This is a genomic window from Burkholderia sp. 572, from assembly GCF_040545135.1.
Taxonomy (GTDB): Bacteria; Pseudomonadota; Gammaproteobacteria; order Burkholderiales; family Burkholderiaceae; genus Burkholderia; species Burkholderia cepacia.
This window is the reverse complement of sequence record NZ_JBEPLH010000017.1, coordinates 48,539-74,929: the sequence shown is the minus strand read 5'-3', so window position 1 is coordinate 74,929 and position 26,391 is coordinate 48,539. Positions and strand designations below refer to the sequence as shown.

General features: G+C 67.0%; 23 protein-coding genes and 2 tRNA genes. 12 read left to right on the top strand and 13 right to left on the bottom strand.

The features are described from left to right. Nucleotides 1–34: 34 nt before the first annotated feature. From ABIC51_RS28690 to wecB, 6 genes are all read right to left on the bottom strand, one after another. Nucleotides 35–1,015, bottom strand: coding sequence for an NADPH:quinone oxidoreductase family protein (locus tag ABIC51_RS28690; protein ID WP_175897749.1), 981 nt, complete (start codon nucleotides 1,013–1,015; stop codon nucleotides 35–37). Between the two features lie 148 nt (nucleotides 1,016–1,163). Further along, a complete protein-coding gene (locus ABIC51_RS28685) occupies nucleotides 1,164–2,993 on the bottom strand; it encodes an acyl-CoA dehydrogenase (RefSeq protein ID WP_175897750.1) in 1,830 nt (609 codons plus the stop codon). A 110-nt stretch (nucleotides 2,994–3,103) separates the two neighbouring features. Next, complete coding sequence (locus ABIC51_RS28680) at nucleotides 3,104–3,871, bottom strand: class II aldolase/adducin family protein (RefSeq protein WP_175856047.1); 768 nt, start codon at nucleotides 3,869–3,871, stop codon at nucleotides 3,104–3,106. 68 nt (nucleotides 3,872–3,939) lie between these two features. Further along, nucleotides 3,940–6,264, bottom strand: a complete 2,325-nt coding sequence (locus tag ABIC51_RS28675) for a xanthine dehydrogenase family protein molybdopterin-binding subunit (protein WP_175856045.1) — start codon at nucleotides 6,262–6,264, stop codon at nucleotides 3,940–3,942. Beyond that, a complete protein-coding gene (locus ABIC51_RS28670) occupies nucleotides 6,261–6,722 on the bottom strand; it encodes a (2Fe-2S)-binding protein (protein ID WP_021157241.1) in 462 nt (153 codons plus the stop codon). Before ABIC51_RS28670 ends, ABIC51_RS28675 begins: the two co-directional genes overlap by 4 nt. Before the next feature lie 597 nt (nucleotides 6,723–7,319). After that, nucleotides 7,320–8,537 carry a non-hydrolyzing UDP-N-acetylglucosamine 2-epimerase gene (gene wecB / locus ABIC51_RS28665; RefSeq protein ID WP_059695625.1) on the bottom strand — a complete coding sequence of 406 codons (1,218 nt, stop codon included), beginning with the start codon at nucleotides 8,535–8,537 and terminating at the stop codon, nucleotides 7,320–7,322. Nucleotides 8,538–9,860: 1,323 nt separating this feature from the next. Between wecB and ABIC51_RS28660 the strand changes: the two genes are divergently transcribed. Then, entirely contained in the window at nucleotides 9,861–10,949 is a 1,089-nt protein-coding gene (locus tag ABIC51_RS28660) for a hypothetical protein (RefSeq protein WP_301761455.1), read from the top strand. Nucleotides 10,950–10,998: 49 nt separating this feature from the next. After that, complete coding sequence (gene glmS / locus ABIC51_RS28655; RefSeq protein WP_027787847.1) at nucleotides 10,999–12,816, top strand: glutamine--fructose-6-phosphate transaminase (isomerizing); 1,818 nt, start codon at nucleotides 10,999–11,001, stop codon at nucleotides 12,814–12,816. Nucleotides 12,817–12,864: 48 nt separating this feature from the next. Here the strand turns inward: glmS and ABIC51_RS28650 are convergent. Both ABIC51_RS28650 and ABIC51_RS28645 read right to left on the bottom strand, forming a co-directional pair. After that, nucleotides 12,865–12,941, bottom strand: a tRNA-Arg gene (locus ABIC51_RS28650). 180 nt (nucleotides 12,942–13,121) lie between these two features. Beyond that, entirely contained in the window at nucleotides 13,122–13,952 is an 831-nt protein-coding gene (locus ABIC51_RS28645) for an undecaprenyl-diphosphate phosphatase (protein WP_027787856.1), read from the bottom strand. Between the two features lie 477 nt (nucleotides 13,953–14,429). Here ABIC51_RS28645 and ABIC51_RS28640 point away from each other — a divergent pair, with 477 nt between their 5' ends. The 5 genes from ABIC51_RS28640 to ABIC51_RS28620 all read left to right on the top strand — a co-directional run bounded on the left by ABIC51_RS28640 (nucleotide 14,430) and on the right by ABIC51_RS28620 (nucleotide 19,975). After that, the gene (locus ABIC51_RS28640; RefSeq protein ID WP_175856039.1) at nucleotides 14,430–15,341 is read left to right on the top strand and encodes an aldose epimerase family protein; all 912 of its coding nucleotides are present in this window, start codon (nucleotides 14,430–14,432) and stop codon (nucleotides 15,339–15,341) included. Between the two features lie 163 nt (nucleotides 15,342–15,504). Continuing rightward, nucleotides 15,505–16,206 (top strand): peptidoglycan DD-metalloendopeptidase family protein, encoded by a 702-nt coding sequence (locus ABIC51_RS28635; protein WP_027787858.1) that lies wholly within the window; start codon nucleotides 15,505–15,507, stop codon nucleotides 16,204–16,206. 368 nt (nucleotides 16,207–16,574) lie between these two features. Next, the gene (locus tag ABIC51_RS28630) at nucleotides 16,575–18,194 is read left to right on the top strand and encodes an acyl-CoA synthetase (protein ID WP_175856037.1); all 1,620 of its coding nucleotides are present in this window, start codon (nucleotides 16,575–16,577) and stop codon (nucleotides 18,192–18,194) included. A 76-nt stretch (nucleotides 18,195–18,270) separates the two neighbouring features. Beyond that, nucleotides 18,271–18,594 carry a DUF2288 domain-containing protein gene (locus ABIC51_RS28625; protein ID WP_059695605.1) on the top strand — a complete coding sequence of 108 codons (324 nt, stop codon included), beginning with the start codon at nucleotides 18,271–18,273 and terminating at the stop codon, nucleotides 18,592–18,594. A gap of 10 nt (nucleotides 18,595–18,604) precedes the next feature. Beyond that, nucleotides 18,605–19,975, top strand: a complete 1,371-nt coding sequence (locus tag ABIC51_RS28620) for an MATE family efflux transporter (RefSeq protein WP_175897751.1) — start codon at nucleotides 18,605–18,607, stop codon at nucleotides 19,973–19,975. 49 nt (nucleotides 19,976–20,024) lie between these two features. Here the strand turns inward: ABIC51_RS28620 and ABIC51_RS28615 are convergent, their stop codons facing one another. Further along, nucleotides 20,025–20,201, bottom strand: a complete 177-nt coding sequence (locus ABIC51_RS28615) for a hypothetical protein (RefSeq protein WP_091922310.1) — start codon at nucleotides 20,199–20,201, stop codon at nucleotides 20,025–20,027. Between the two features lie 136 nt (nucleotides 20,202–20,337). Between ABIC51_RS28615 and ABIC51_RS28610 the strand changes: the two genes are divergently transcribed. Then, nucleotides 20,338–20,508: a hypothetical protein gene (locus ABIC51_RS28610; protein WP_162922944.1), complete on the top strand. Its 171-nt coding sequence runs from the start codon at nucleotides 20,338–20,340 to the stop codon at nucleotides 20,506–20,508. 209 nt (nucleotides 20,509–20,717) lie between these two features. Here ABIC51_RS28610 and ABIC51_RS28605 read toward each other — a convergent pair whose 3' ends face one another. Further along, on the bottom strand, nucleotides 20,718–21,524 hold the full coding sequence (locus ABIC51_RS28605; RefSeq protein ID WP_021157266.1) for a GNAT family N-acetyltransferase: 807 nt from the start codon (nucleotides 21,522–21,524) through the stop codon (nucleotides 20,718–20,720). A 170-nt stretch (nucleotides 21,525–21,694) separates the two neighbouring features. Continuing rightward, nucleotides 21,695–22,156 (bottom strand): phosphohistidine phosphatase SixA, encoded by a 462-nt coding sequence (gene sixA, locus ABIC51_RS28600; RefSeq protein ID WP_027787862.1) that lies wholly within the window; start codon nucleotides 22,154–22,156, stop codon nucleotides 21,695–21,697. A 161-nt stretch (nucleotides 22,157–22,317) separates the two neighbouring features. Between sixA and ABIC51_RS28595 the strand changes: the two genes are divergently transcribed. Then, a tRNA-Pro gene (locus tag ABIC51_RS28595) sits at nucleotides 22,318–22,394 on the top strand. 97 nt (nucleotides 22,395–22,491) lie between these two features. Here the strand turns inward: ABIC51_RS28595 and ABIC51_RS28590 are convergent. Continuing rightward, a complete protein-coding gene (locus ABIC51_RS28590) occupies nucleotides 22,492–23,043 on the bottom strand; it encodes a hypothetical protein (RefSeq protein WP_175856033.1) in 552 nt (183 codons plus the stop codon). Nucleotides 23,044–23,230: 187 nt separating this feature from the next. Here ABIC51_RS28590 and ABIC51_RS28585 point away from each other — a divergent pair, with 187 nt between their 5' ends. The 3 genes from ABIC51_RS28585 (at nucleotide 23,231) to ABIC51_RS28575 (ending at nucleotide 24,645) form a co-directional block, all read left to right on the top strand. Continuing rightward, complete coding sequence (locus ABIC51_RS28585) at nucleotides 23,231–23,554, top strand: hypothetical protein (protein ID WP_175856031.1); 324 nt, start codon at nucleotides 23,231–23,233, stop codon at nucleotides 23,552–23,554. Between the two features lie 40 nt (nucleotides 23,555–23,594). Continuing rightward, nucleotides 23,595–24,032 (top strand): DUF3592 domain-containing protein, encoded by a 438-nt coding sequence (locus ABIC51_RS28580; protein ID WP_080981930.1) that lies wholly within the window; start codon nucleotides 23,595–23,597, stop codon nucleotides 24,030–24,032. 178 nt (nucleotides 24,033–24,210) lie between these two features. Then, the gene (locus ABIC51_RS28575; RefSeq protein WP_027787865.1) at nucleotides 24,211–24,645 is read left to right on the top strand and encodes a hypothetical protein; all 435 of its coding nucleotides are present in this window, start codon (nucleotides 24,211–24,213) and stop codon (nucleotides 24,643–24,645) included. Between the two features lie 80 nt (nucleotides 24,646–24,725). Here the strand turns inward: ABIC51_RS28575 and ppx are convergent, their stop codons facing one another. Continuing rightward, nucleotides 24,726–26,240 carry an exopolyphosphatase gene (ppx, locus tag ABIC51_RS28570; protein WP_027787866.1) on the bottom strand — a complete coding sequence of 505 codons (1,515 nt, stop codon included), beginning with the start codon at nucleotides 26,238–26,240 and terminating at the stop codon, nucleotides 24,726–24,728. Between the last annotated feature and the right edge of the window lie 151 nt (nucleotides 26,241–26,391).

Below are 26,391 nucleotides of genomic sequence, written 5' to 3'. Positions count from 1 at the left end.
GGCGCGCATTGCGCCACGACGCGCCATACCGTGGTCACGCGTCCGGCAGAATCACCACCTTGCCCTTCACCTGCCGGTTTGCCATCCGCGCGATCGCGTCGGTCGCACCGGCCAGCGACACGCGTTCGGTGATCGCAGGCCGCACCTTGCCGGCCGAGAACCATTCGGCCAGCAAGCGCATGTTCGCGACATGCTGCGCCGGGTCGCGGCGCACCGCGTCGCCCCAGAACACGCCGAGGATGTCGCGCTCCTTGAGCAGCGCGAGGTTCAGCGCGATCTTCGGAATCTCGCCGGCCGCGAACCCGACGACGAGGAACCGGCCGCGCCACGCGGTCGCGCGCAGTGCCGCCTCGGTGTATGCACCGCCCACCGGATCGTAGACGACGTCGGCGCCGCGCCCGCCGGTCAGCTCGTCCACGCGGCGGCGCAGGTCTTCGGTCGCATAGTCGATCGTCTCGTCCGCGCCGGCTTCACGGCACAGCGCGAGCTTGTCCGCGCTCGACGCCGCCGCGATCACGCGCGCGCCGAGCGCCTTCGCGATCTCGATCGCGGCGAGCCCGACCCCGCCCGCCGCGCCCAGCACGAGCAGCGTCTCGCCCGCCTGCAGCCGCGCGCGCTGCTGCAACGCATGCAGCGACGTGCCGTATGCGAGCACGAGCGCCGCGCCCTGCTCAAACGTCATCCCCTGCGGCAACGGGGCGATCTGGTGCGCATCGGCCACACACTGCTGCGCGAACCCGCCGTGTCCCGTGAACGCGACCACCGAATCGCCGGGCCGCCACGCGGTTACGCCCTCGCCGACCGCGTCGATCACGCCGGCAAACTCGGCACCCGGCGAAAACGGCAGCACCGGCTTCACCTGATACAACCCCTGAACGATCAGCGCGTCGGGAAAATTGAGCGACGCGGCCTTCACCCGGACCCGAACCTGGCCGGCCGCCGGTTCGGGAATCTCGACGTCCTCGATGCGCAAGCTGTCGATCGGGCCAAATGCGGTACACAACAGGGCTTTCATGCGCTTCTCTCTCCTTGCGCGGCGCGGCCGCGCATCGATGCGGTTTGCGGGATGTTCCCGCGCGCCCGGTTCAAGACGCATGTGCGATGGCCATCCGAGCCGGCCTTCGCGACATCGTCAGTATTCCGGAATGTCGGTGCGGCCACGTTCAGAACCACGCGTCGCGCATGTCGAGCGTCGTCGTGTCGACGCTCGACAGCAGACCGAGCTGCGCGTCCACTTTCGGCAATTCCCAGCGAAAAAAGTAGCGGGCGGCCGCACGCTTGCCGTCGTGGAAATCGCCGGTTTGCCCGTGCGCGGCGAGCGTCACGTCGAGCCACAGCCACGCGACGACGAGATGACCGAACGCTTCCAGATAGACACTCGCGTTCGCGAGCCGCGCCTGCTGATCGCCGATCGAGCCGAGCTGTCGAGTGACGTCGATCAGCCGCGACCAGCGCTGCGCCAGCGCATCGGCCTGCTCTCGCAGGCCCGCGTCGAGCGCCCGCGCGCGTTCGACGCTCGCGCCGATTCTCCCGTCGAGCGCGCGCAGCAGTGCGCCATCGTCCTGCGCGACCTTGCGGCCCAGCAGGTCGAGCGCCTGGATTCCGTGCGTGCCTTCGTGTATCGGGTTGAGCCGATTGTCGCGATAGAGCCGCTCGACCGCGTAATCGCGCGTGTAGCCGTAGCCGCCGTGCACCTGGATCGCGAGGTCGTTCGCCGCGAGACACCACTGCGACGGCCAGCTTTTCGCGATCGGCGTCAGGATGTCGAGCAGCCGCTCGGCCTGGGCGCGCACGGTCGCGTCGTCGTGCGCGCGCGCTTCGTCGACCAGCTTCGCGCAGTACAGGATCAGCGCGAGACCGCCTTCGACATAGGCCTTCTGCGCGAGCAGCATGCGCCGCACGTCAGGATGCTCGACGATCGGCGCCTGCGGCGCGGCGGCATCCTTGCCCGCCGGCCCCAGCGGACGCCCTTGAGGCCGGTTCCGCGCGTAGTCGAGCGCGTGCAGATAACCCGTGTAGCCGAGCGCCACCGCGCCCGCGCCGACACCGATGCGCGCCTCGTTCATCATGTGGAACATGTACGCGAGGCCGTGGTTCGGCCGGCCGACCAGATAACCGATCGCACCCGCCCGCCCTTCCGGCCGGTAGCGCGTGCCTTCGCCGAAGTTCAGCAGGCAGTTGGTGGTGCCGCGGTAGCCCATCTTGTGGTTCAGCCCGGCGAGCACCACGTCGTTGTGCTCGCCCTGCGCGGCGCCGTCGGTACCGGGCAGGTACTTGGGCACGATGAACAGCGAGATGCCGCGCGGGCCGGGCAGCAGCCGGCCGTGTTCGTCGGGGATCTTCGCGAGCACGAGGTGGACGATGTTCTCCGTCAACTCGTGTTCGCCGCCCGAGATCCACATCTTGTTGCCGGTCAGCCGGTAGCGCGGGCCGAGCGGCGAGTCGCACTCGAAATCCGCGCGCGTTGCGATGTCGGACAGCGACGAACCGGCTTGCGGCTCGGACAGGCACATGGTGCCGAAGTAGCGCCCTTCCAGCTCCGGGCGCGCGAACGCGTCGATCTGCGCGGGGGTGCCATGCGCGACGAGCAGGTTCGCGTTGGCGACGGTCAGGAACGGATAGGCGGCGGTCGCGATGTTCGCGGCCTGGAAGAACAGGAACGACGCGGCTTCGACCAGCTTCGGCAAGCGCATGCCGCCGAGCGCTTCGTCGTGGCCCGCGGCGATCAGCCCGGCGTCCGCGAAGGCGCGCACGGCCGGTTCGACGTCGGGGATCAGCGTCACGCGCTCGCCGTCGAAATGCGGTTCCTCGCGATCGCCTCGTGTCGCATGCGGCGCGAACAGGTCTTCGGCAATCCGCTCGCTGGTATCGAGCACCGCGTCGAAGGTCTCGCGACTGTGCTCCGCGTAGCGCGGCAGCGCGACGAGCGCCTCCGCATCGAGCCAGTCGTACAACAGGAACGCGAGATCGCGTCGCGACATCAACAAGCTCATCGTGCTGCCTCCCGGGGGGGCCGGCTTCGTCAGCCGAATGAAGGGTTCCGTGATTGCGAATGCTGGCAGGAATTTAGCACGGTCGTTCGCAAACAACAACGACGGACGCGCTAGTCCGCGTACCCCGGATTGCGCCGATCGAGCCGGCGCAGCAGCCCGGGCCAGACGAGCGCGCCGGCCCCCATGCCGCGCGTCACCGCGGCGATCTGCTGCTTGATGCCGTCGAGAATCGGCTGTGCGACCGGCAACAGCGCGGTGCCGCCGGCCTGCGCGCGCACCTGGATCATGCAGGCCGCTTCGAAGAAATACATCGCGACGAACGCGTCTGCCGGCGTCGCTCCGACGGTCAGCAGGCCGTGGTTGCGCAGCATCAGGTTCGTGTTGGCGCCGAGGTCGCGCACGAGGCGCGCCTTTTCGCCTTCGTTGAGCGCAATGCCCTCGTAGTCGTGATAGCCGAGCGACGCCAGCACGCCGAGCGACTGCTGCGACAGCGGCAGCAACCCGCCCGCCTGCGCCGACACGGCGACGCCGTTGATCGAATGCGTATGCATCACGCACAGCGCGTCGTCGCGGGCCGCGTGCACCGCGCTGTGGATGGTGAAGCCGGCCGGGTTGATCTCGTACGGCGATTCGGACACCTTGCGTCCTTCGAGATCCACCTTCACCAGCGACGATGCCGTGATCTCGTCGAACATCATGCCGTACGGGTTGATCAGGAAATGATGCTCCGGGCCGGGGATGCGCGCGGAAATATGGGTGAACACGAGATCGTCCCAGCCGAACAGCGCGGTGAGGCGGTAAGCCGCCGCCAGGTTGACTCGCGCGTCCCATTCGGTGGGGGAAACCGCCTGCTTCACGCTGACATCGGACGAGGCCATGTCGACACTCCTTGTTCAAGGATGGATGCGTACCGGGCCGCACGATACGGCCCGGCCTGGGGACTGCATCACCCCGCGCGGGGCTTCGCGAGCTGATCGGCAACCGGCAGGCTGCGGATGCGCGTGCCGGTCGCCGCGAAGATCGCATTGGTCAGCGCGGGCGCGACGGGCGGCAGGCCCGGCTCGCCCACGCCGCCGAGCGGTGTCGCGAAATCGTCGGGCGCGACGAGATGCACGCGGATTTCACGCGGCGCCTCGTTCATTCTCAGCACCTGGAACCCGTTGAAGTTGCTCTGCTCCGGATGGCCGTCCTTGAACGTGATCTCGCCGTGCAGCGCGATGCCGAGCCCCATCACCACCGCCCCCTCGAGCTGCGAGCGTACGCGCTCCGGATTGACCTGCGGCCCGCAGTCGATCGCGATGTCGACCCGCGGCACCGTGATCTTGCCGTCGGCATCGACCTGCACCTCGCACACCGCCGCCGTATACGACACGAAGCTGCGATGCGCGGCGATCCCGAGCCCGCGCCCCTTCGGCAGCTTGCGCCCCCAGCCCGCCTCGCGCGCGACCGTCTCGACCACGCGCCGCAGCCGCCCGGTGTCGACCGGATACAGCGCCGGATCCTCGCCGTAGTTCACGTTCTTCACCGTGATGTGCGGCTCGAAACGCCGCGCGGGCCCGATCAGTTCGAGCAGGAAATCCTTCGGGTCGCGGCCGGCCGCGTGCGCCAGCTCCGACACGAAACTCTGGATTCCGAACGCATGCGGGATGTTGTAGACCGAGCGGAACCAGCCGATCCGCGTGTGCGCCTGCGCGGCCGGGTTCTCGATCCGCACGTTCGGGATCGCGAACGGCAGGTCCGCGATCCCCTGCGCGAGCTCGCCCGGCTGCTCGTGCACGATGCCGGCCCTGAAGGTCGACTGGATCGACGGCGCAACCGTGCGATGCTGCCACGCGACCACTTTCCCCGACGCATCGATCCCGCCGTCGAACGCTTCGAGCGACACGGCATGGAAATAGTCGTGCGCGAGGTCGTCCTCGCGCGTGAACGTCAGCTTGACGGGCGCGCCGACCGCCTTCGACAGCAGCGCCGCCTCCACCACGTAGTCGGGCTTCGACTTGCGGCCGAAACCGCCGCCGAGCAGCGTCACGTTGACCGTCACGCGCTCGCCCGGCAACCCGAGCGCCTTCGCGACCTCGTCGCGCGTGGTCTGCGGCGCCTGCGTGCAGGTCCACACTTCGCATCGGCCGTCCGCCACGCGCGCGACGGCCGCGGGCGGCTCCATCGTTGCGTGCGCGAGATGCGGGATGTAGTAGGTCGCACGCACGCGTTTCGTCGCGCCGGCCAGCGCCGCCGCCGCGTCGCCGTCGTTGCGGATCACGTCGCCCGGTTGCGCGGCAGCCGCTTCGAGCGTCTTCCGATACGCGGCCGAGTCATAGTTCGCATTGGGCCCGTGCTTCCAGTCGATCTTCAGTTGCGCGCGTGCCTGGATCGCCGTCCACGTGTCGCGCGCAACGACGGCCACGCCGCCGAGCGGCTGGAAGCCGGACGGCAGCGGCGTCGGCGTGAGCGGCACGACCTTGACGACGCCCGGCAGCTTCTCCGCCGCCGACGCGTCGAACGACGCCACCGTATCCCCGTAGGCCGGCGGGCGCGCGACGACCGCGTACAGCATGCCGTCGAGCCGCGTGTCGATCCCGTAGTGCGCGCGGCCGGCGACGATGTCGCGCCCGTCGATCAATGCCGTTTGGCCCTTGCCGATGTAGCGGAATTCGGCTGGCGCTTTCAGCGGCACCGTTGCCGGATCGGGTGCCGGCAACGCGGCCGCTTTCGCCGCCAGTTCGCCGAAGCCGAGCTTGCGTCCGCTCTTCGTGTCGACGACCTCATGCACGGTCGCCTTGACCTGCCGCGCGTCGACGCCCCACGCCGCGGCGGCAGCCTGTTCGAGCATCGTGCGCGCCGCCGCGCCCGCGCGGCGCAACGCGGCGAAGCTCTGGCGCAGGCTGCGCGACCCGTCTGTATTCTGGTTGCCGTAGCGCGGCTCGTCGCCGACGGCCTGTGCGACCTTCACGCGCGCCCAGTCCGCGCCCAGCTCGTCCGCCACCACGAGCGCGACGCTCGTGCGCACCCCCTGCCCCATCTCGGAGCGGATGCAGGTCACGGTGACCGTGCCATCGGGTGCGATCGCGACGAACAGGTGCGGATCGTCTCGCAACCCGTGCGGCATTCCCGCGCCGCCGTATCGCGGATCTGCACTGACGGGCGGCTGAACCGGCGCGGCCGCACGCACGAGCGACGGCACGCCGAACGCGAGCAGCAACCCGCCGGACGCGAAGCCGAGCAGCAGCGCGCGACGGCTTTCGTTATGGACGGAGAGTTCGGGCGCGCTCATGCGGCACCTCCGCGGCGCACGGCCAGGCGGATCGCCGCGCGTATGCGCGTGTAGGTGCCGCAGCGGCAGATGTTGCCGGACATCGCATCGTCGATGTCGGCGTCGGTCGGATGGGGATTCGTCTTCAGCAACGACGCGGCCTGCATGATCTGCCCGGACTGGCAGTAGCCGCACTGCGCGACGTTCAGTTCCTGCCACGCCTGCTGCAGCGGATGGGTCAGATCGGTCGACAAGCCCTCGATCGTCGTCACGCGCTTGCCGGAAGCGGCCGCGACCGGGGTGATGCACGACCGGATCGCGACGCCGTCGACGTGCACGGTGCACGCGCCGCACAGTGCCATCCCGCAGCCGAACTTGGTGCCCGTGTGGCCGAGAACATCGCGCAGATACCAGAGCAACGGCATGTCGGGATTGCCGTCGAAGTGCTGCTCGCTACCGTTGACGGTCAGCGTGATCATCGTTCACCTCCTGGTTGCGATACCCGCTTCGGGCGGGCATCGAGTGGGGATTCGAACGGCGCGGCGCACATTCCGAACAACCAGGCAAGGCGCCGTGTCGTGGGCCGCGTTGCCTGCAGGCACGGCCCGGCAGATGCTGCAAACGATGCTGCGGCCCGGTTGCCTGCGCAACATGGCAACGAATTCCCGGCCGCTCGCTCGTCCGCATGGATCGCCGATCCGCATTATCGAACCATTTCGGATTTGCCGTCGGATCGGGGGGATTCGGGCGTTTCAGGTAATCGGAGCGGGAAATTTGCCCGGAGATGGCGTGCCGCGACCGGTCACGCTTGCCGGAAAGGTGGGCTGGCGATTCAGGTTTCGATGCACGGCCGCAGGTGGTTCGCTCTCGTTCTTGCACGGCGACTGGCCACGTTCGCCGGGCGCTGCGGTGCCGCGGTAGCAAAGCCGGACGACCAGACCCGCCCTGTGCAATCAGCGGGCCGAGAAACCGGAAATGATCGATCGCGCAAACGCAAACGTCCGGCCGGCCTCCTGGCCAGACCGGATCATCCCGCGATTGCAACGAGCGGTTCGGACGCTAGCGCGCCGCGATGCTCACCGCGATCTCAACGCCTGCAACCCCAGCGTGAGCGCGTTGAACGGCATTTCCGCCGCCCCCATCGAAAAGCTTGTCGCCTTCGTGGGTACGCCCGAATTCCGCATCAGCGCATGAACGATCCGCTCGCTCGCATGACCGTCGCCGTACGGATTGCTCGCGCGCGCCATCTCCCCGTAAGCGCTCTCGCTGTCGAACAGCCGCGACGCTTCCCACACGATCCGCTCCTGATCGGTACCGACGAGCCGCGCGGTACCGGCCTGGATCGCCTCGGGCCGCTCCGTCGTCTCGCGCGTGACGAGCACCGGCTTGCCCAACGCGGGCCCTTCTTCCTGAATGCCGCCCGAATCGGTGATGATGAAATGCGCACGCGACATCAGGAATACGAACGACAGGTATTCCTGCGGCTCGATCAGGTAGATGTTCGGCAGGTTTCCGAGCCGGGCGCGCGCCGGCTCCCGCACGTTCGGATTCATGTGCAGCGGATAGACGAACTGGGCGTCGGGATAGCGCTTCGCGAGCGCGCACAGCGCATCGCAGAAATTCTGGAACGGCTCGCCGAAACTTTCGCGGCGATGGCCCGTGATCAGCACCATGCGCCGCGACGGCTCGAGAAACGGAAACTGTCCCGCGACCTTCTCCGTCAGCGCCGTCGTGCAATCCAGCATGCGCTTGACCTCGTGCAGCGCATCGATCACGGTATTGCCGGTCAGTACGACCGCCGCGCCCGGCACGCCCTCGCTGAGCAGGTTGTCGCGTGCCTGCCCGGTCGGCGCGAAATGCCACGACGATACCGCGTCGGTCACGCGGCGGTTCAACTCCTCCGGCCACGGCGACCAGATGTCGCCGCTGCGCAAGCCGGCCTCCACATGCCCGACCGGCAAATAGCGGTAGAACGCCGCCAGACTGACCGCGAGCGTGGTCGTCGTATCGCCGTGCACCAGCACGACGTCCGGGCGCAACTCGTCGAAGACGACGCCGATTGCCTGCAGAATGCCGGTCGTCACATCGGTCAGCGTCTGGCTTTGCCGCATCACGTTGAGATCGTAGTCGGGCTTGATGTCGAACAGCGTCAGCACCTGATCGAGCATTTCGCGGTGCTGCGCGGTCACGCATACCCTGGCGTCGACACCCGCCTGTGCTTTCAATGCACGCACCAGCGGTGCCATCTTGATGGCCTCCGGCCGAGTCCCGAACACAAGCAAAATCTTTTTCATCGTTATCCTCGTTGACCCATATCGCGCTGAATGACCCTGCTCGCGGCGCGAAGCATGTATTCAGACGGCACCTTCCGTACTCGCACGCGATCGACACGCTGCAGTGTCGCGGAGCGAGCGCGCCGCCCTGTCCACGTGGTCTGCGCCACGCGAATCGTCGTACTACCGGCGTCTCGTTGCACTTGATCAGTCACGTCATGAGTCGTTCCTCGCTTGGCCAGGCGTCACGTCCGTTCGTCACGTCCCCCTCCACTACAGCAATATTCAAACCAGTCGTACTGCGGCCGTGTCCGGTTCACACCGCATGCACCGCGCATACGCGGTGCACGATGAAATGTTTCACAACTGCTACGCGTGTCGCATCGCCGGTCAAGCGCGATACAGGCAAAAATCCAGGTAGTTTCATGGCCCCTTCAGCGGCGTCGTCCGACGAATCGCGGACGCGTGTCGCGCATTCGTTTCGCATCGGATCTCGCGGATCTGTCGAAGCGCGTTGCGTTTACTCGATCCGCCACTTTTGTCTGTGCAGCGGGCGGCGCAATCGGCCGCTCGGCCGCGATCCCGCACGAGGGATTTACCTGACGTGCAACCTCCTTCACGTCGCACGAATCGATGCATGCGAAATGTTGCGAATGTGTAACGCTGATCCGAAACGGGGCGGATACATCGACGCGCGGCCAATGCAGCGCATGCGCCTGCATGAATCGCATCGGCACCCCGGCCGATGCGCACACAACGAACGACACCGCGCGCATCACCGCGCAAAGTCACGCTGCCGGCGCGGCACGCGTTCGACAGACAATTCGCTGGACGCATCGAACGTGCGGGCTGCAATCTCGGTCGCGCGCGGGCAATCGGCCTGCACGCGGGCTGATTCTTCGATGAATCAAAATCCGCCGCCGCCGTCCGCACCGCGCCCCCGGCCTCCGCCCCTGCTCCTTGCTGCGCGCGGCGTCGCGGCCGATGGCTCACGCCTTGCTTAATGACAGTCAGGTGGACCTCGAAGCACGCGCCGGACAGCGGACGAACGGGGACGCCCAAGCAACGAAGCCGGGAGGAAACGCGACGTGTCCGCCGGGAGCGAAAAACAAGCGCTCCTGCGCACCGCGCGTGCCGACGTGTCCTGTTGCAATACGCGATCCGCGGGCCAGGTTCAGGCTCCGATGCACGGAACTGCCTCGTGGACGCATATCCCGGTACGAGCCTCGGGTTCACCCGCATCACCGTGAACCGAGCCGCAACGTCGACACGCTCGCCAGGCGCGACGCGGCCAACGCCGCGCCCGGCGACGATTGCACAGGACCCCGCGCAGGAGCCCAAGACATGAAACGGCCCGCGCTTTCCCCGACCGCACGCTCGCGCGTCGCGGCCACCATCGCGCTGTGCCGCCTGTGGCACGTCGCCTGCTGTCTCGCCGCTTGCGGCTTCGCACTGCACGCGAGCGCCGCCGAGCTCCGGCTCGAAGGGCTGTACCAGCGCACCGACGGTGCGATCACCGTGCGCCTGAACGGCGTCGGCATCGATCCGTATTTCGCGGCAAAAGCGCTGCTCGCCGCGTCCGACGCGCAACTCGACGCCCGTCAGGCCGCACTCGCGTGGATCGCATGGTTGCTGCCGCGCCAGCGCCCGGATGGCGGCTTCGATCGCTACTGCGTGAAGGACGGCCGCTACCGCTCATGTGCCGAAGCGGAAACCGACGACGCGATGACGGCGACCTGGATCGAATTGCTCGCCCGCTTCGCGCCGCCCGGCGGCTTGCCCGCCGCGTGGGAACTCAGCCTGAACCGCGCCGCCATGCATCTGGAGACGCTGCTCGACAAGCCCTCCGGCGTGTATCAGATCTCGTCTTCACTGCACGTCGCGCTGCTGATGGACAACGTCGAGGTACACAGCGCGTTCCAGGCACTCGCGGCGTACTACGTCCGGCGCGCCGACTACACGCATGCGGGCCCGTGGAGCCTGCGCGCCGACCAGCTTGCCTCCGCGATCCTGAAGGTGTTCTGGCGCGGCACGGCATCCGGTTTTCGCGCCAGCACGCAGCAGGTCAGCGATGCGAGTTTTTACCCGGCGAAGATCGCGCAGATCCTCCCGCTCCTGTCCGGTATTCAGGTTCCCGAACAATCCGGCGAGGTGATCTATGCACGGTGGATCCGGAAGTACGGCAGGAGCTGGCCGCAACTTGCCAACACCGACTACCCGTGGAGCCTGATCGCGCTGGTCGCGGTCAAGATGAGCGATTGGAGCACGGTTGCCTGCTGGCAAGCGCGATCGGGGCCATACCGGCACGGCGCGCACTGGAACGTATTGGAAGAGTCGCTTTATCTGGCATTCGAAAGCCGGATGGCCGATCCCGTCATCCCCGCTCGATGCGGGCTCACGACGGCGGCGGCAACGGCAACCGCATCGCGCTGACGCAACGGCGCGTGCGGTCCATGATGACTAAACGGGAAGGAGGCGTGTCATGTGTGGCATCGTCGGCGCAGTCGCGCAACGGGACATCGTCCCGATTCTGATTGAAGGTTTGCGTCGCCTCGAATATCGCGGCTACGATTCATGCGGCGTGGCGACGGTCGTCGACGGCCAGGCGCGCCGCGAGCGCAGCGTGTCGCGCGTCGCCGATCTCGACGCGCACGTGCGCACCGCCGGCCTGACCGGCAGCACCGGCATCGCGCACACGCGCTGGGCGACGCACGGCGCGCCGGCCACCTGCAACGCGCATCCGATCTTCTCGCGCGACGAAATCGCGCTCGTGCACAACGGCATCATCGAGAACCACGAAACGTTGCGCAAGCAACTTTCCGACGCGCACTACGAATTCGACGGCCAGACCGACACCGAGGTCGTCGCACACCTGATCCACAGCAAGTATCGCGGCGACCTGCTCGCCGCCGTGCGCGCGGCAACGTCGCAACTTCACGGTGCCTACGCGATCGCGGTGTTCAGCAAGCACGAGCCGCAGCGGCTGATCGGCGCACGGGTCGGCTCGCCGCTCGTCGTCGGCGTGACGGATGGCGAATGCTTTCTTGCGTCCGACGCGCTCGCGCTCGCCGGCATCACCGACCGCTTCATCTTTCTCGAGGAAGGCGACATCGTCGAGTTGACGCCGGGCGGCGTGCGCGTACTCGATCGCGGTGGCGCGCCGGTCGAGCGCGCGGTACAGACCATTTCGTCCGCGCAGGCCGCGGTCGAACTCGGGCCGTACCGGCATTTCATGCAGAAAGAGATATTCGAGCAACCGCAGGCCGTAGCCGCGACCATCCCGGATGCCGGGCTGTTCGATCCGGCCGTATTCGGCCCCGACGCCGCGCGCGCGTTCGAGCAGATCGACAACGTGCTGATTCTCGCGTGCGGCACGAGCCACTATTCCGGCCTGACCGCGCGCCGCTGGCTCGAAACGATCGCGCGCGTGCCCGCCCAGGTCGAGATCGCGAGTGAATACCGTTACAGCGACGCGCTCGCAACGCCGAATACGCTGGTGGTGAGCGTGTCGCAATCCGGCGAGACCGCCGACACGCTCGCCGCGCTGAAGTATGCGCAGGCGCTCGGCCATATCGATACGCTGGCGATCTGCAACGTGCCGACCAGCGCGATGATGCGGCAGGCAGGCCTGCGCTTCCTGACGCGGGCCGGCCCGGAAATCGGCGTCGCGTCGACCAAGGCGTTCACGACGCAACTCGTCGCGCTGTTCATTCTCGCCGTCACGCTCGGGCGGCTGCGCGGCTACGTCGACGATGCACAGCTCGCGCGCTACACGATGCAATTGCGGCGGCTGCCCGGCGCGCTCGAGGACGTACTTGGGCTCGAGCCGCAGATCGAGCGCTGGGCGGCGGAATTCTCGCAGCACGAGAATGCGCTGTTCCTCGGACGCGGGCTGCACTACCCGATCGCGCTCGAAGGTGCGTTGAAGCTGAAGGAGATTTCGTACATCCATGCGGAGGCGTATCCCGCGGGTGAGCTCAAGCACGGGCCGCTCGCGCTCGTGACGCACACGATGCCCGTTGCGACGATCGCGCCGAACGATGCGCTGCTCGAGAAGCTGAAGTCGAACATGCAGGAAGTGCGGGCACGCGGCGGGCAGCTTTACGTGTTCGCCGACGCCGATACGCGGATCGACAACAGCGAAGGCGTGTCGGTGCTGCGGATGCCGGATTATTACGGGTTGTTGTCGCCGATCCTACACGTCGTGCCGCTGCAGTTGCTCGCGTATCACGCGGCGTGTCTGCGTGGGGCGGATATCGACAAGCCGAGGAATCTGGCGAAATCGGTTACGGTGGAGTGACAGGGGGGTACCGCGGGCGGACTGGTGAAGGTCTTCAAGTGCTGAGACTGGCCCGCCCTACACGACTCGAACGTGTGACCTACGGCTTAGAAGGCCGTTGCTCTATCCAGCTGAGCTAAGGGCGGTCGGGGAGAAAAGACACGGCCTGCACGAGCCGCATCTGACGCAAGACTTCGAGCACCGGCAAAACCGGCAAACCACAAACCGGACTCGAAGCCCCGAAACAAAACGGGCCCGGCATGAAGCCGAGCCCGAAATTATACCCGATCATCGCGTCACATCATGCGAGACCGGCCAACGCAGCCTCAGACCGGCTGCGGATGCATCATGAACCAGCCGAGGCAGAACACGCCGGCGATCACGCAATACACGCCGAACGAAGCCAGCCGGCCACGCCCTTCGAAATAGCGCATCAGGAACCGCACGCTCAGGTACGCGGCGATCGCCGTCAGCACGCCGCCGAGCAGCGCATCGGCGAGCTGGTCGCGCGCATGGAACAGCTTCGGCAGTTCGAGCACGCCCGCCGCAAAGATGATCGGCGTACCGAGCAGGAACGAGAATTCCGCGGCCTTCTCCGCCGTCAGGCCCGCCGCATTGCCGGCGATCATCGTCAGCCCGCTGCGCGAGAAACCCGGAATCAGCGCGCCGATCTGTGCGAGACCGACGAAAAACGCCTGCTTGAACGTCATCTTTTCGGGTGCCTGATGCGCGCGGCTACGCTGGATGCGATCGCCGAGCCACAGCAGCACGCCGTTCACGATCAGCGCGATCGCGACGATCCGCAGGTCGTGGAACACGCGTTCGATGCGCTTCTCGAGAAGCAGCCCGACGATGCCGGTCGGGATCGTACCGATGATGAGCGCCCACATCAGGTGCCCGTCGTCGTTCTTGCGGCCGCCGAGCTGCGCGAAGAAGCCGCCGATCAGCGCGATCCAGCGCGCACGGAAATACCACAGCAGCGCCAGCGCGGTGCCGAGGTGCAGCGCAACGAGGAACGGCAGCAGTTGCGGTGCGTGCTTGTCGATGTGCATGCCGAACAGCGCCGGCACGAGCAGCGTATGGCCAAGGCTGCTGACGGGAAAGAGTTCGGTGACGCCCTGCAGGACGCTCAGGAATACCAGAAACCAGAGACTCACGCGTCGGTCCTTTTAATGAAGATTGAGCGGGAAGAGAAGCGGACGACGCGATGCGCGTCCGAAAAAACGCGCCCCGATTATGCCGAGCCCGGATTACTGCGCCAAGGCATTTGGCGGGATATTGCGGCAATGCACACAAACGCTTGCAACTTGTAAGCGCCCGGAAAGCAAAAAGCCCGCCATTTGCATGGCGGGCCTTTCGATTTCGGCAGGAATTGCCGTCAGCGGCCGAGCTGATAGAAAAATAATACCGTGCTGCCCGTGAACATGCCGAACAGTGCGAGTCCCATTGCCATTGCCAGATCCATGGCCCCCTCCACGAAGTGTCATGACCCGGCAACCTCACCGGTTTAGAGGCATTATCCCGACCGTTGACGGTCTTAAAAACTCGCGATTTCCCGAGAAGGGTTTTCCCCAAGCCGCCGCGGCCCGATAATGGGCGCGCCGTTCCCGTTCACCCGCACAACCCGATTCGCCATGCCGACCTTCCAGCAACACGACATTCACGAACTTCACGCCGGCCCGTCGCTCGTCCGGGTCGCTCCGCAATTCGGCGGCCGCCTGCTGTCATGGGATGTCGACGGCGAACCGGTCATCTTCTGGCCGGAAACGGCCGACTGGAGCAACCTCGCGCGCGTGCGCGGCGGCAACCCGCTGCTGTTCCCGTTCCTCGGCCGTCACCGCGTCGACGGCGAGCTCGGCCGCTGGCGCGACGCCGCCGGCGTGGTACGCGACCTGCCGATGCACGGCTTCGCGCGCGACCTGCCGTTCGCCGCGCAACCATCGGCCGACGGCGCCGCGTTGTCGATGACGCTCGACGCGACCGACGCACTGCGCGCGAGCTACCCGTTCGATTTCCGGTTCGAAACGACCTACCGGCTGGCCGACTCGCACACGCTCGAAGTCGCGCTGACGACGACCAATCGCGGCGACACGCCGCTGCCCTACTACGCCGGTCACCATTTCTATTTCGCGCTGCCGCACGGCGAACGCGCGGAAACCACGCTCGAACTGCCGCCCACGCATCGCTGCGCGCAGCAGCCGGACGGTTCGATCAGCCCGCCCGAGCCGGGCGAAGCGCGCTATCGCCTCGACAACCAAGATATTCTCGACCGCTTCCACTGCCTCGACGGCGTGCCGGCCACGCCGGTGCGCATCGTGATGCCGGGCCGGCGCCGCACGATCGAGATCGCGCTCGACGTGCCGGGCTCGATCCCATGGTACGCGGTCACGACCTGGACCGAAAAGCCGGATTCCGACTTCTATTGCGTCGAACCGTGGCTCGGCCTGCCGGATGCGATCCACAACGGCCTCGGGCTGCGCATGCTCGCGCCGGGCGCGACCGAAACGGCCACGCTGCGGATTCGCGTCCTCCCGCTCGCCGGCTGAAACGTGGGCCGAGACGCCGGCCACGCGGGCTGAGACGCTGGCCGAACCGGCGTCCGACGGCCCCCGGCAACGGCACAAACTGCGGTGCGCGGGTCGAACCCGTTAAAATCGGACGTTTTGTGTTGCCTGCCGCGTCACGAGCGGCAGGGTCTTGCGAGGTTCAATGTTCGGAACAACAACGAAGCGACTCTTCGCAGCCGCCTGCGCCGCCCTGCTCGTCGCGTGCGGCTCCGCGCCCGTCGGCCCCGGGTTCTATCGCGTCGAACGCGGCGATACGCTCTACAAGATCGCGCGCGACAACCGCACGTCGGTATCGAACATCGTGCGCTGGAACCAGATGACGAACCCCGATGCGATCGAAGTCGGCCAGGTGCTGCGCGTCGCGCCGCCGCCCGGCACGACCACCGCATCGACGCCGTCGACCACCGGCACCGGCAGTGCCGGCCGGGCCCGCCCCGCGCCTTCCGCACCGGTTGAATCGGCCGTCAAGCCGGCCACGAGCATCGCGCTGATCTGGCCGGCGGCCGGCAACGTGGTCCGCACGTTCGACGGCTCGAAATCGAAGGGGATCGACATCGCGAACTCGCCGGGCACGCCGGTGGTCGCGGCCGCGCCGGGTGTGGTGGTCTACGCGGGTAACGGGCTGCGCGGCTACGGCAACCTGATCATCCTCAAGCACAACGCCGACTACCTGACCGCCTACGCGCACAACCGTGCGCTGCTGGTGAAGGAAGGCCAGTCGGTCACGCAGGGGCAATCGATCGCCGAGATGGGCAACAGCGACAGCGATCGCGTCGCGCTGCATTTCGAATTGCGCTACGGCGGCCGGTCGATCGACCCGTCACGCTACCTGCCGGCGCGCTGAGCGCCCGACGGACGACACGCGACGCCGGCGCGCATCGCGTGCCGTCGCGGTGAAAATCGGGAAAGGTGATGTCAGCGCTTGCGCAGACGTCCGGTGAAACGGCCGGACAACGGATCGACGCGACAAGCGAACGCTACCAGCACGCCGATTCCGATCAGGCTGAACCCCGCAGCTATCAGAAGCAAATCCATGGTCACACACTGATTTTTAAGTGATCTTATGCGTCATTGCGGAATCGTGCACTGAGCCGCAGCAATTGGACGAGTGCGAGGATTCCCTACCCTCAGGCGTCATTGTGGATTCCCCTGCGTGAAACCCTGATGTAAGCCGTTCGCCTGACACCACGCCGCCACCCAGGAGACACTGCGATGCTGCCCGTCACCGACCGCTACGACGACCTGCTCTCCCGCTTCGCGTGGGACGTTCCGGCCCGCTACAACATCGGCGTGGACGTCTGCGACAAATGGGCGGACGGCAGCGGACGCCTCGCGCTGATCCACGAAACGGCGCAAGGCGACGTGTCCCGCATCACATTCGACGACCTGAGGAATGCCTCTAACCGGCTCGCGAACAGCTTCGTGCGCGCCGGCCTGCGGCGCGGCGACCGCATCGGCATCTTTCTCGCGCAGGGCCCCGAAACGGCCATCGCGCACCTCGCCGCGTACAAGCTCGGCGCCATCGCGGTGCCGCTCTTCACGTTGTTCGGCGTCGATGCGCTCGAATACCGGCTCGCGAACAGCGAGGCGGCCGCGCTCGTTACCGACGCGGCCGGCTACGCGAAAATCGCATCGCTGCGCGCGCAGTTGCCGGCACTGCACACCATCTATTGCATCGGCGACGATGCGCCTAGCTCTCCCGGCGTGCTGCGCTACGACGCGGCGCTCGCCGCCGAGACGCCCGACTTCGTGCCGGCCGATACGGACGCCGACGATCCGGCGCTCATCATCTATACGTCCGGCACGACGGGCAAGCCGAAAGGCGCGCTGCACGCGCATCGCGTGCTACTTGGCCACCTGCCGGGCGTCGAGATGTCGCAGCAGTGCTTCCCGCGCGACGCGCGCCTGTTCTGGACACCCGCCGACTGGGCATGGATCGGCGGCCTGCTCGACGTGCTGCTGCCGTCATGGCATCACGGCGTGCCCGTGCTCGCCCGCCGCTTCGAGAAATTCGACGGCGACGCCGCGTTCGCGCTGATGGCCCGGCACGGCGTCACCCACGCGTTCCTGCCGCCCACCGCGCTGAAGCTGATGCGCACCGTCCCGGCGCCGCGCGAACGCTACGCGCTGTCGCTGAAATCGGTCGCGAGCGGCGGGGAGACGCTCGGCACCGAACTGACGGCCTGGGGACGCGACGCGCTCGGCGTGACGATCAACGAGTTCTACGGGCAAACCGAGTGCAACATGGTGCTGTCGTCGTGCGCGGCGCTGTTCGATGCGCAGCCCGGCGCGATCGGCAAGGCGGTGCCCGGCCATGCGGTCGCGATCGTCGACGCGGACGGCACGCCGCTGCCGCCCGGCGTCGAAGGGCGCATCGCGGTGCGCCGCCCCGATCCGGTGATGTTCCTCGAGTACTGGCGCAACGCCGACGCGACCCGCGACAAGTTCGCGGGCGACTACCTGCTCACCGGCGATACAGGCATGATCGACGCCGACGGTTTCGTCCGCTTCGTCGGCCGCGACGACGACGTGATCACGAGCGCCGGCTACCGGATCGGCCCGGGCCCGATCGAGGACTGCCTGCTCACGCATCCGGCGGTGCGGATGGCGGCCGTCGTCGGCGTGCCCGACGCGACGCGTACCGAGATCGTCAAGGCGTTCATCGTGCTGAATCCCGGTCACGCCGGCGACGATGCGCTCGTTCAGGCACTGCAGGCGCACGTGCGCACGCGCCTCGCCGCCCACGAGTATCCGCGCGCGATCGCGTTCGTCGACAGCCTGCCGATGACCGCGACCGGCAAGATCGTGCGCCGCGCGCTGCGCGACGCGTAAGCGGGCCGCCACCCGCGCCGCCCGCCCGGCCGGATGGTTTATAGTGGCGCCACCACGCAGTCTTTCCAAGAAAACGATGTCCTCTGATCACCACGCCGCCGCGGGCGCGTCGCACAGCCCCCTCTACGCCAAACTCCTCGGCGAAACCGCCAAGATCGACTGGTGCGATCTCGAACGCTTCTTCGCACAGGGCAAGCTGCTGTCCGTTGCGCGCGACCTCGATCTCGTCAGCGTCGCGGAAGCGGTTGCCGCCGACGACGCCGAACAGGTCACGCGCTGGCTGTCCGCGGGTCTCGTCGCGCGCATGCCGGCCGAAACCGCCGCCGATTACGCGGCGCGCAACCCGGAGCTGTGGGCAGTCGTCGTCTCGCCGTGGGTGTGCGTGCAGGAACGCGCCTGACGCGTCCGCCATGTCCGAATCCGCGTTACCGCACGGGGCCGGCACGGGCTCGGCCACCGTCACGCACCGGCGCGTCCTCGCGCTCGCGTTTCCGATAGTCCTGGCGAACCTGACCCAGCCGATCCTCGGCGCCGTCGACACGGCCGTCGCCGGCCACCTCGACGGCGCGCAGTATCTCGGCGGCGTCGCGCTCGGCGGGCTGTTCTTCAATTTCGTGTTCTGGGGATTCGGTTTCCTGCGAATGGGGACGACCGGCCTCGTCGCGCAGGCGCACGGTGCCGGCGACACCGCCGGGATCCGCCTGAACGTGCTGCGCGCGTTGATCGTCGCGTTCGCGCTCGGCGCCGCGGTGCTGGCGCTGCAGGTGCCGCTGCTGTCGTTTGCGCTGTCGGCGCTCGGCGGCAGCGATGCCGTCCGCGCGACTGCGCTGTCCTACAGCCACGCGCGGATCTGGAGCGCACCGTTCGCGCTCGCGAACTACGTCGTGCTCGGCTACCTGCTCGGTGTGCAGCGCGTGCGGCTCGCGCTCGTCGCGCAGGTGTTCATCAATGCGGTCAACATCGGCGCCGTCCTGCTCTACGTGTATGGCTTCGGCTGGGGCATTGCCGGCATCGGCGCCGCGACGGCCACGGCAGACGCATGCGGCTTCGCGCTCGGCGCATGGATGCTGTGGCGGCTACGGCCGCGCGGCCTTGCGCCGATCGCGGTACGTGCACTCGCCGACCGCGTCGCACTCAAGCGGCTGATCGCGCTCAATCGCGACATCTTCCTGCGCACGCTGTGCCTGCTCGGCGCATTCGGCTGGTTCGCGCACCTCGGTGCGAAACAGGGCGATGCGACGCTCGCGGCAAACGCGCTGCTGCTGAATTTCCAGACGTTCATGGCGTACGGCCTCGACGGCTTCGCGCATGCGGCCGAGGCACTCGTCGGCGCGGCGGCCGGCGCACGCGACCGCGGTGCCTTCCGGCAGGCCGTGCGCGTCACCCTGCTCTGGTCGGCGCTCGGCGCGCTGCTGTTCGCGCTGGTGTACTGGGCCGCCGGCGGCTGGATCGTCGCGCGCCTGACCGATCAGGCCGAGATCCGCGAGGTTGCGCTGCGCTACCTGCCGTGGGCCGCGATTTCACCGATCGTGTCGGTCTGGGGCTTCCTGCTCGACGGCGTCTTCATCGGTGCGACGCAGACACAATCGCTGATGCGCGCAATGGTCGCGTCGCTCTCGATCTTCGTTGTCGCCGCACTCGCCGCCGTCGGCACCTTCGGCAATCACGGCCTCTGGTTCGCGCTGCTGCTGTTCATGGCCGCGCGCGGCGCGACGCTGGCGCGCTACCTGCCGGGGCTGTTGCAGCGCATCGGCACCGATACACCCGCGGCCCGCGCCTGACGGCGCGCCGAATCGGCCCTAAGCGGCCCTGAGCCGCCTTAAACAGCCGTTACTGCGCCGGTTTGGGCGGCGGTGCATCGAGCATCGTCGGCGGCGTCATGTCGGTCGGCACGCCGTGATAGTCGGCCGGATCTTCCGGCGGATGGCCGCGACGGGCCTGATGAGGATCGCTGGTACAAGCAGCGAGAAAAGATGCGGCCAGCACGGCCAGCATGAAACGGGTCATCGGGTAAGGCTCCGGAAATCGGCGCGCCCATCGCACGCCGGGACCGCGCCGAGTCTAGCGGAAATCCCGCTTCGGAGTCGCGCCGCGCATGTCCTACTATGTACGCATGGCGCTGTGCCGTGGAAAGGAGGCTGCCATGTCGTCTGAGGAAATTGCCGGCCTGATCGGCCTGTTCATCGGCCTGATGGTGTTCGTCGCCCTGTCGTTCTTCGAGTCGCGCGAATACAAGCGCAGCCATGGCGGCGAAGGGATCATCCATCACTGGATGGCCGAACACCACCTGCTCGACTGGCGACGCAAGCACTAAGCGCGCCGCTGCCGTCCGGCCCTCCCCCGGGCCGTTCCCGAACGTGCCGTCTCACGGCACGCCGGTGATCGCGTATCGCCGAAATTAACGGGGCCCGATTCACACGCGTCGATCAAATGGACGAACGCCGTCGCGCGGCTCATGCCGCACGACGGCGTTCGCGTGCACGCGCCCGAACCAGCAGGCGAGCGCGACGCGGTTCAGACGGCTCAGCCCAGGAAGTGGCGGGCGTAGCGCGCGTTGATGTCGGACAGACGGAACAGCGTCAGGAAATCCGCGCAGTTGAAGTCGGGATCCCAGGCCGGCGCACCGCAGATCTTCGCGCCGAGACGCAGGTAACCCTTGATCAGCGGCGGCGGCGCCACGACGGTGCCCGTCTGCAATTCGTCGACCGGCAGGGCCGTATGCGGGAACGCACGATACTCGGGCGCCGTCAGCGAACCTGCCGACAGCGACTGGTACAGGTTCGCCGCATAGTGACCTCCGTCGGCCATCGACACGCTCGCGCAGCCGAGCATCGTCTCGTAGCCGTTCTGCATCATGTACGTGCCGAGACCGCCCCACAGCGCCATGATGACGGCGCCGCTGCGGTAGTCGCTGTGCACGCACGAGCGGCCGACCTCGACCATCTTGCCGCGCAGGTGCGTGAGGCGCGACAGGTCGAATTCGCCTTCGGCGTACAGGCGGCCGACACGCGCCGCCTGGTGCGGCGGCAGCACGCGATACGTGCCGACGACCTTCAGGGTGTCGAGATCGCGAACCAGCAGGTGGTCGCAGTACGCATCGAACGGATCGACGTCGAGACCGGAGGGGCCGCTGACCTGCGCGCCCATCTCTTCGGCGAACACGCTGTAACGCAGGCGCTGGGCTTCGCGCAATTCGTCTTCCGTACGCGCCCACGCGGCGCGCAGGCGATACTCCGATGTGACGGTTTCAGCAGCGCGCGGCAGGAGGCGCCGCGACGTGTCGAGGGGCAGCGAGGCAAAAGGGAGCGTAGGCGTCGGCAGTTCTCGCATTAGGCTTTCCTGATCGTAAGGAATAGGACGACATGCCCGCCAATGTAGTAATCGGCCGTGACCGTTATGTGGCACGACCGTGTCCTTTCAATGACGTGTCGCCGAATTGACTTTAGCAGAAAGCTTGCGAAACCGTATGACGAAACCCTTCAAAGCGCTTCAGGCGGGCCTCACACCAGGTCGGGCGTCAATACTGCCCGCAGCACGGCCTGCCGGCTGCCGTCGCGCGTGCGGCTCGCGAGCCACACGATTCCGCCCTTCTTGACGCTCCAGCTGTCGTCGCCGCCGGCGATCAGTTGCGCGGCGACGCTGCCGAGCGTCGGCTGGTGGCCGACGATCACGACCGTCGGCGCGATGCCGTCCGGCCAGCCGGCCGCCGCCAGCACGTCGTCGACGCTGCCGCCCGGCGCGAGCGCCTCGACCGTCCGGTACTGGTCGGTCAGCGCCTCGACGGTCTGTACGGTGCGGGCCGCCGGGCTCGCGAGGATCACGGTGTTCGTCTCGAGCCGGCCACGCAGCCACTTGGCCATCGCCTGCGCGTCCTTGCGGCCGCGGACGGTCAACTGCCGCGCGAGATCGCTCGTCGCGTAGTCTTCGGCTTCGGCGTGGCGCCACAGGATCAGGTTCATCATGATGTTCTCCTTGCTTCGGCGAGCGGCCCCGCGCCCATGCGTGCGGGCCGGCCGATTACCGTGCGAATTGTCGCAAATTGCGGCTCGTTCGCCGCCGCGGCATTTACCCGCATATAGGGATTGACCGGATCAGCCATTCAAAGATAGAATCTTTGGCTCGTCGGAGCGTAGCGCAGCCTGGTAGCGCATCTGATTTGGGATCAGAGGGTCGAAGGTTCGAATCCTTTCGCTCCGACCACCGGAATCAAGGGGTTACAACACGAAGTGTTGTAACCCCTTTTCCATTTCGGGCCCGTGAAAGATCCCGGGCAACCGCCGCATTTCGCGCCACGCAGTCACTCGATCCGCACGAGATCACGCGGCGCGAGCGGCAATCGATCGGCAGGCGTGCTTTCCGATGGTCGCCCTTTCGATCCGGAATATCGATAAACCAGATACTTCCCGTCCGTCTCGCCGCCTTCGTTGGGGATGATCACCCACATCTCCCGACGCCCCGAATACAGCCACCGCGGAAGCGCCTTCTCCGCGAAATAGATCCGCTCTTCGACATGCGTGACCGGATTCAGCCGGATTGCGACGCCCTTCAGGTAAGGCGATCCGTAGTCCAGTACGAAGACGAGGGTCTTGCCGACGCACCTCGACAACGCAATCCTGCCCACGAAATCGGTCTCCGGCATGTCAAGGAACGCACGCCCGGTCTTGTGCCCCCGCCGCACGAACAGCGCATCGCCGTCCAACCCATGCGAGCGGGCGTCGAGCGCAATGCGGCTCCCGTCCGCCAGCGGGCAGGAAAGCACCTGACGCAGGCCGCCGACATCATCGATTCCCGGCGTCGCGCCGAACGTCGCTGTCGCCATCGACAAAAGACCGACGGCGAGCGCTTTCATTCGACCGTTACCGGTCAGTTGCGTCGCGAATCGACTCATTGAGATGCAGCATCGCGGGTTATCCACTTCGGTACGCTCGCACGAATCACCTTTTCCCAGGGACAAACCGGCGCCTCAACGGGGCCAACTCGAACCCGTAGCGGTACCATTATCGGCGCCCCAATGCCAAACCGGAGTTTCGTCGACCATGCCGACATCCCTGTCGTCCCTGCAACTGCCCGAAGGCCTCGGCACCATCGGGAATCTGGCTGTCGAGTTCGTCGAGGATGAACGGAAAACATTCGAGATGTGGATGCTCGAAACGGATCTACCTTTCGACGAAGCCGTGTCGCGGTTGTCGGCCTTCGTCAAGCGCCATTTCGGCGGTGACGAGCAGGCTTCGTCCGCCGACCGCTTCGGCTTCCGCAGCTGGGCGGCCTCCTGGTCCCGCGAGAGACAGGAGATCTCGGCCCAGCTCACCGGCACCGACGACGGCAGCTCGGGTTACCTCCGCAATGCGTACGATGCGTGAATGAACACACTTGCCACCCCCGACACCATCCGGACCTCGCATGACAGCCTCCTCGACTGATCGCCCGGCAAAACCGGCGATGAATATCGCGACCGTCATCGCCATGATCATCGGCGCCGCCGTACTCGCTTTCTGCGTCGTGCAGGCCTACCGGACGACGGTCTTCCTTTCGCATGCCTCTCGAGCGCCCGGCGTAGTCGTCAAGTCGAGCGGACACCCGACCATACGCTTCGAAACGGCCCAGGGCCAGCGCATCGAGTTCGTGCAGAACGGCGGCATGGACGGTCCGCCCGGAACTGTCGTGCAGGTCGCGTACGACCCTGCCGCGCCCGCGGAAACGGCCCGGGCCGCCACGTTCCTCGCGATATGGGGAGCTGTGCTGTGGGGATTGCCGGCAGGCATCGGCTTTCTTGTCCTGCCGCTGTTCGGCGCCCGGTTCGTGCTCACCGGGCGGTACGGGAACGCGATAAGCCGTTGAGCGGCGACGCACGGATTCATGCGATGCCCGGGCATTCGCGGCAAGTCCGGACGCTTTCGTCGTCGGTCACGCTTGCAAAGGTCACGAATCGAACGAGGTGGCCGGCCTCGCCGCCGCAACCCGGATACGACACTTCCGGGAACACGCGATAATGCGCGTGGACAACCTGCATCCGCGCATGACAAACAATATTCTCAAGACCGCCCTGTGCGCATCGCTGCTCGCGCTTGCAACCGCCGGCACCGCATCGGCCAAGGCACTCGACGACGCACTCGACTGCCACTCGACCGGGCACAAGTTCGTCGCGCCGCTGCTCGCAGCCGGCGATATCCAGTCGGAGCCGATGCACGTCGAATCGAACTCGGTCAATGCATTCCGCACGAGCCACTCGCTGACCGCATACGGCTTCGGCGTCTACGTCGTGCTCGGCTACCAGGCGAACGACCCGATCTTCCGCACCGGCGACGGCACGCCGATCGGCGACTGGGCCTATGGCGTCGTGGTGCGCGGCACGAAAAGCGCGGTGGAGGAAGCCGTGCGCAAGGCCGGCAGCGACGCGACCGTCAGGCAGGCGTTTCCGTTCCTGACCGCGATCGTCTGCTCGTCGGACTGAGCGACCGTCAGGACGATCATGCGGCAATCCTGAGGGCGGCAAGCCAGCCTGCCGCCCGTCCCGGCCCCGCTATCGGCCTTTTACGCGCCCGTATACACCACGCGATACGGGATTCCGACCTTCTCCCATTCCGCCGCCTCCTGGCTGAGGCTGTAGTCGGTCAGCGGGTTCTGCTCGACCCACGCGCTCGGCAGGCGCACTTCATACCCGCCCTTCTTCATCTGCGAAACGGAAATGTCGGGCAGCCCCGCGTCGGTTCGGCGTCGGCACAGCAGCGCCGCGAGGCGCAGGCAGAACAGCAGCGGCCACTCGACTTCGCGGGCCTGCGACAGCTTGCCGAGCTTGCCCGCATGACCGAGCACCAGCGCGGCGAGCCGCGCCTGGTCGGTGCGCGAAAAACCCGGCATGTCCGCGTTGCTCGCGATATAGGCCGAATGCTTGTGATACGCGCTGTGCGAGATCGACAGGCCGATCTCGTGCAACGCGGCCGCCCAGCCGAGGAACATCCGCCCTTCCTCGCGCGCTTCGTCGTCGGCTTCCTCGAGTTCGTCGTAGAAACGCCCCGCCAGCGCGCCGATCCGCTCGGCCTGCGCACGATCGACACCGTAGCGGCGCGTAAAGCCCTCGACGGTCACCGCGCGCATGTCCTCGTGCTGCGTCCGGCCGAGCAGGTCGTACAGCACCCCGAGGCGCAGCGCGCCGTCGGTCGTATCGACGTAGTCGACCCCGAGTTCCTCGAACACCGCGAGCATGATCGCGAGGCCGCCCGCGAGCACCGGCACGCGGTCGGGCTTCAGCGCGATCAGCTTCAGCCGGTTGACGTTCTCCGACTTGATCAGCGCACGCTTCAGGCGCTCGAGGCCGCCGCGCGAAATGCCGTGCGTGATGCCCGGATCGTTGAAGCCGTTCGCCTCGACGAGTTCCGCGAGCGCACGCGCGGTGCCGGACGAACCGATCGCCTGGTCCCAGCCGGCCTTCTTGTACTCGCTCGAAATGATCTGGATCTCGCGCTTGGCCGCGAGTTCGGCCTGCCGCATCGTGTATTCGTCGACGTTGCCGGCGGGGAAGAAGGCGCGGCTGTGGCTCACGCAGCCGATGTAGAGGCTCTCCATCACGATCGGCGTGTAGTGCGAGCCGATGATGAATTCGGTGGAGCCGCCGCCGATGTCGACGACGAGCCGCTTGCCGGCGCTCGCCGGCACCGAGTGCGCGGCGCCCGCGTAGATCAGGCGCGCTTCTTCGCGGCCTGCAATCACTTCGATCGGAAAACCGAGCGCCGCTTCCGCCTCGCCGAGAAACTCGCCCGCGTTCTTCGCGACGCGCAGCGTGTTGGTGGCCACCGCGCGCACATGATCGGGATGGAAATCGCGCAGGCGCTCGCCGAACCGCTTGAGCGCCTCCCAGCCACGCTCCTGCGACGCGCGATCGAGCATCTTGTCGCTCGACAGGCCCGCGGCCAGCCGGACGGGCTCGCGCAGCGCATCGACGGGATAGATCTGGCTGCCCGCCGGCGTTTCCTCGACGCGTCCGACGATCAGCCGGAAGCTGTTCGAGCCGAGATCCACGGCAGCCAGCAAGTGGGGGGTTGTAACCATCAGAGGGGCTCCGTGCGCGTTCGCCCGCGGCGGCCGGTGCGACAGCCTTGGGCGATCAATCAAAGGCGACATTTTAAGCGTGGAACGCTTGCCGTTGCCACGCTTCACGGGCATGCATACTGCTCGTTTGCATATCGTCGAAACATTTATG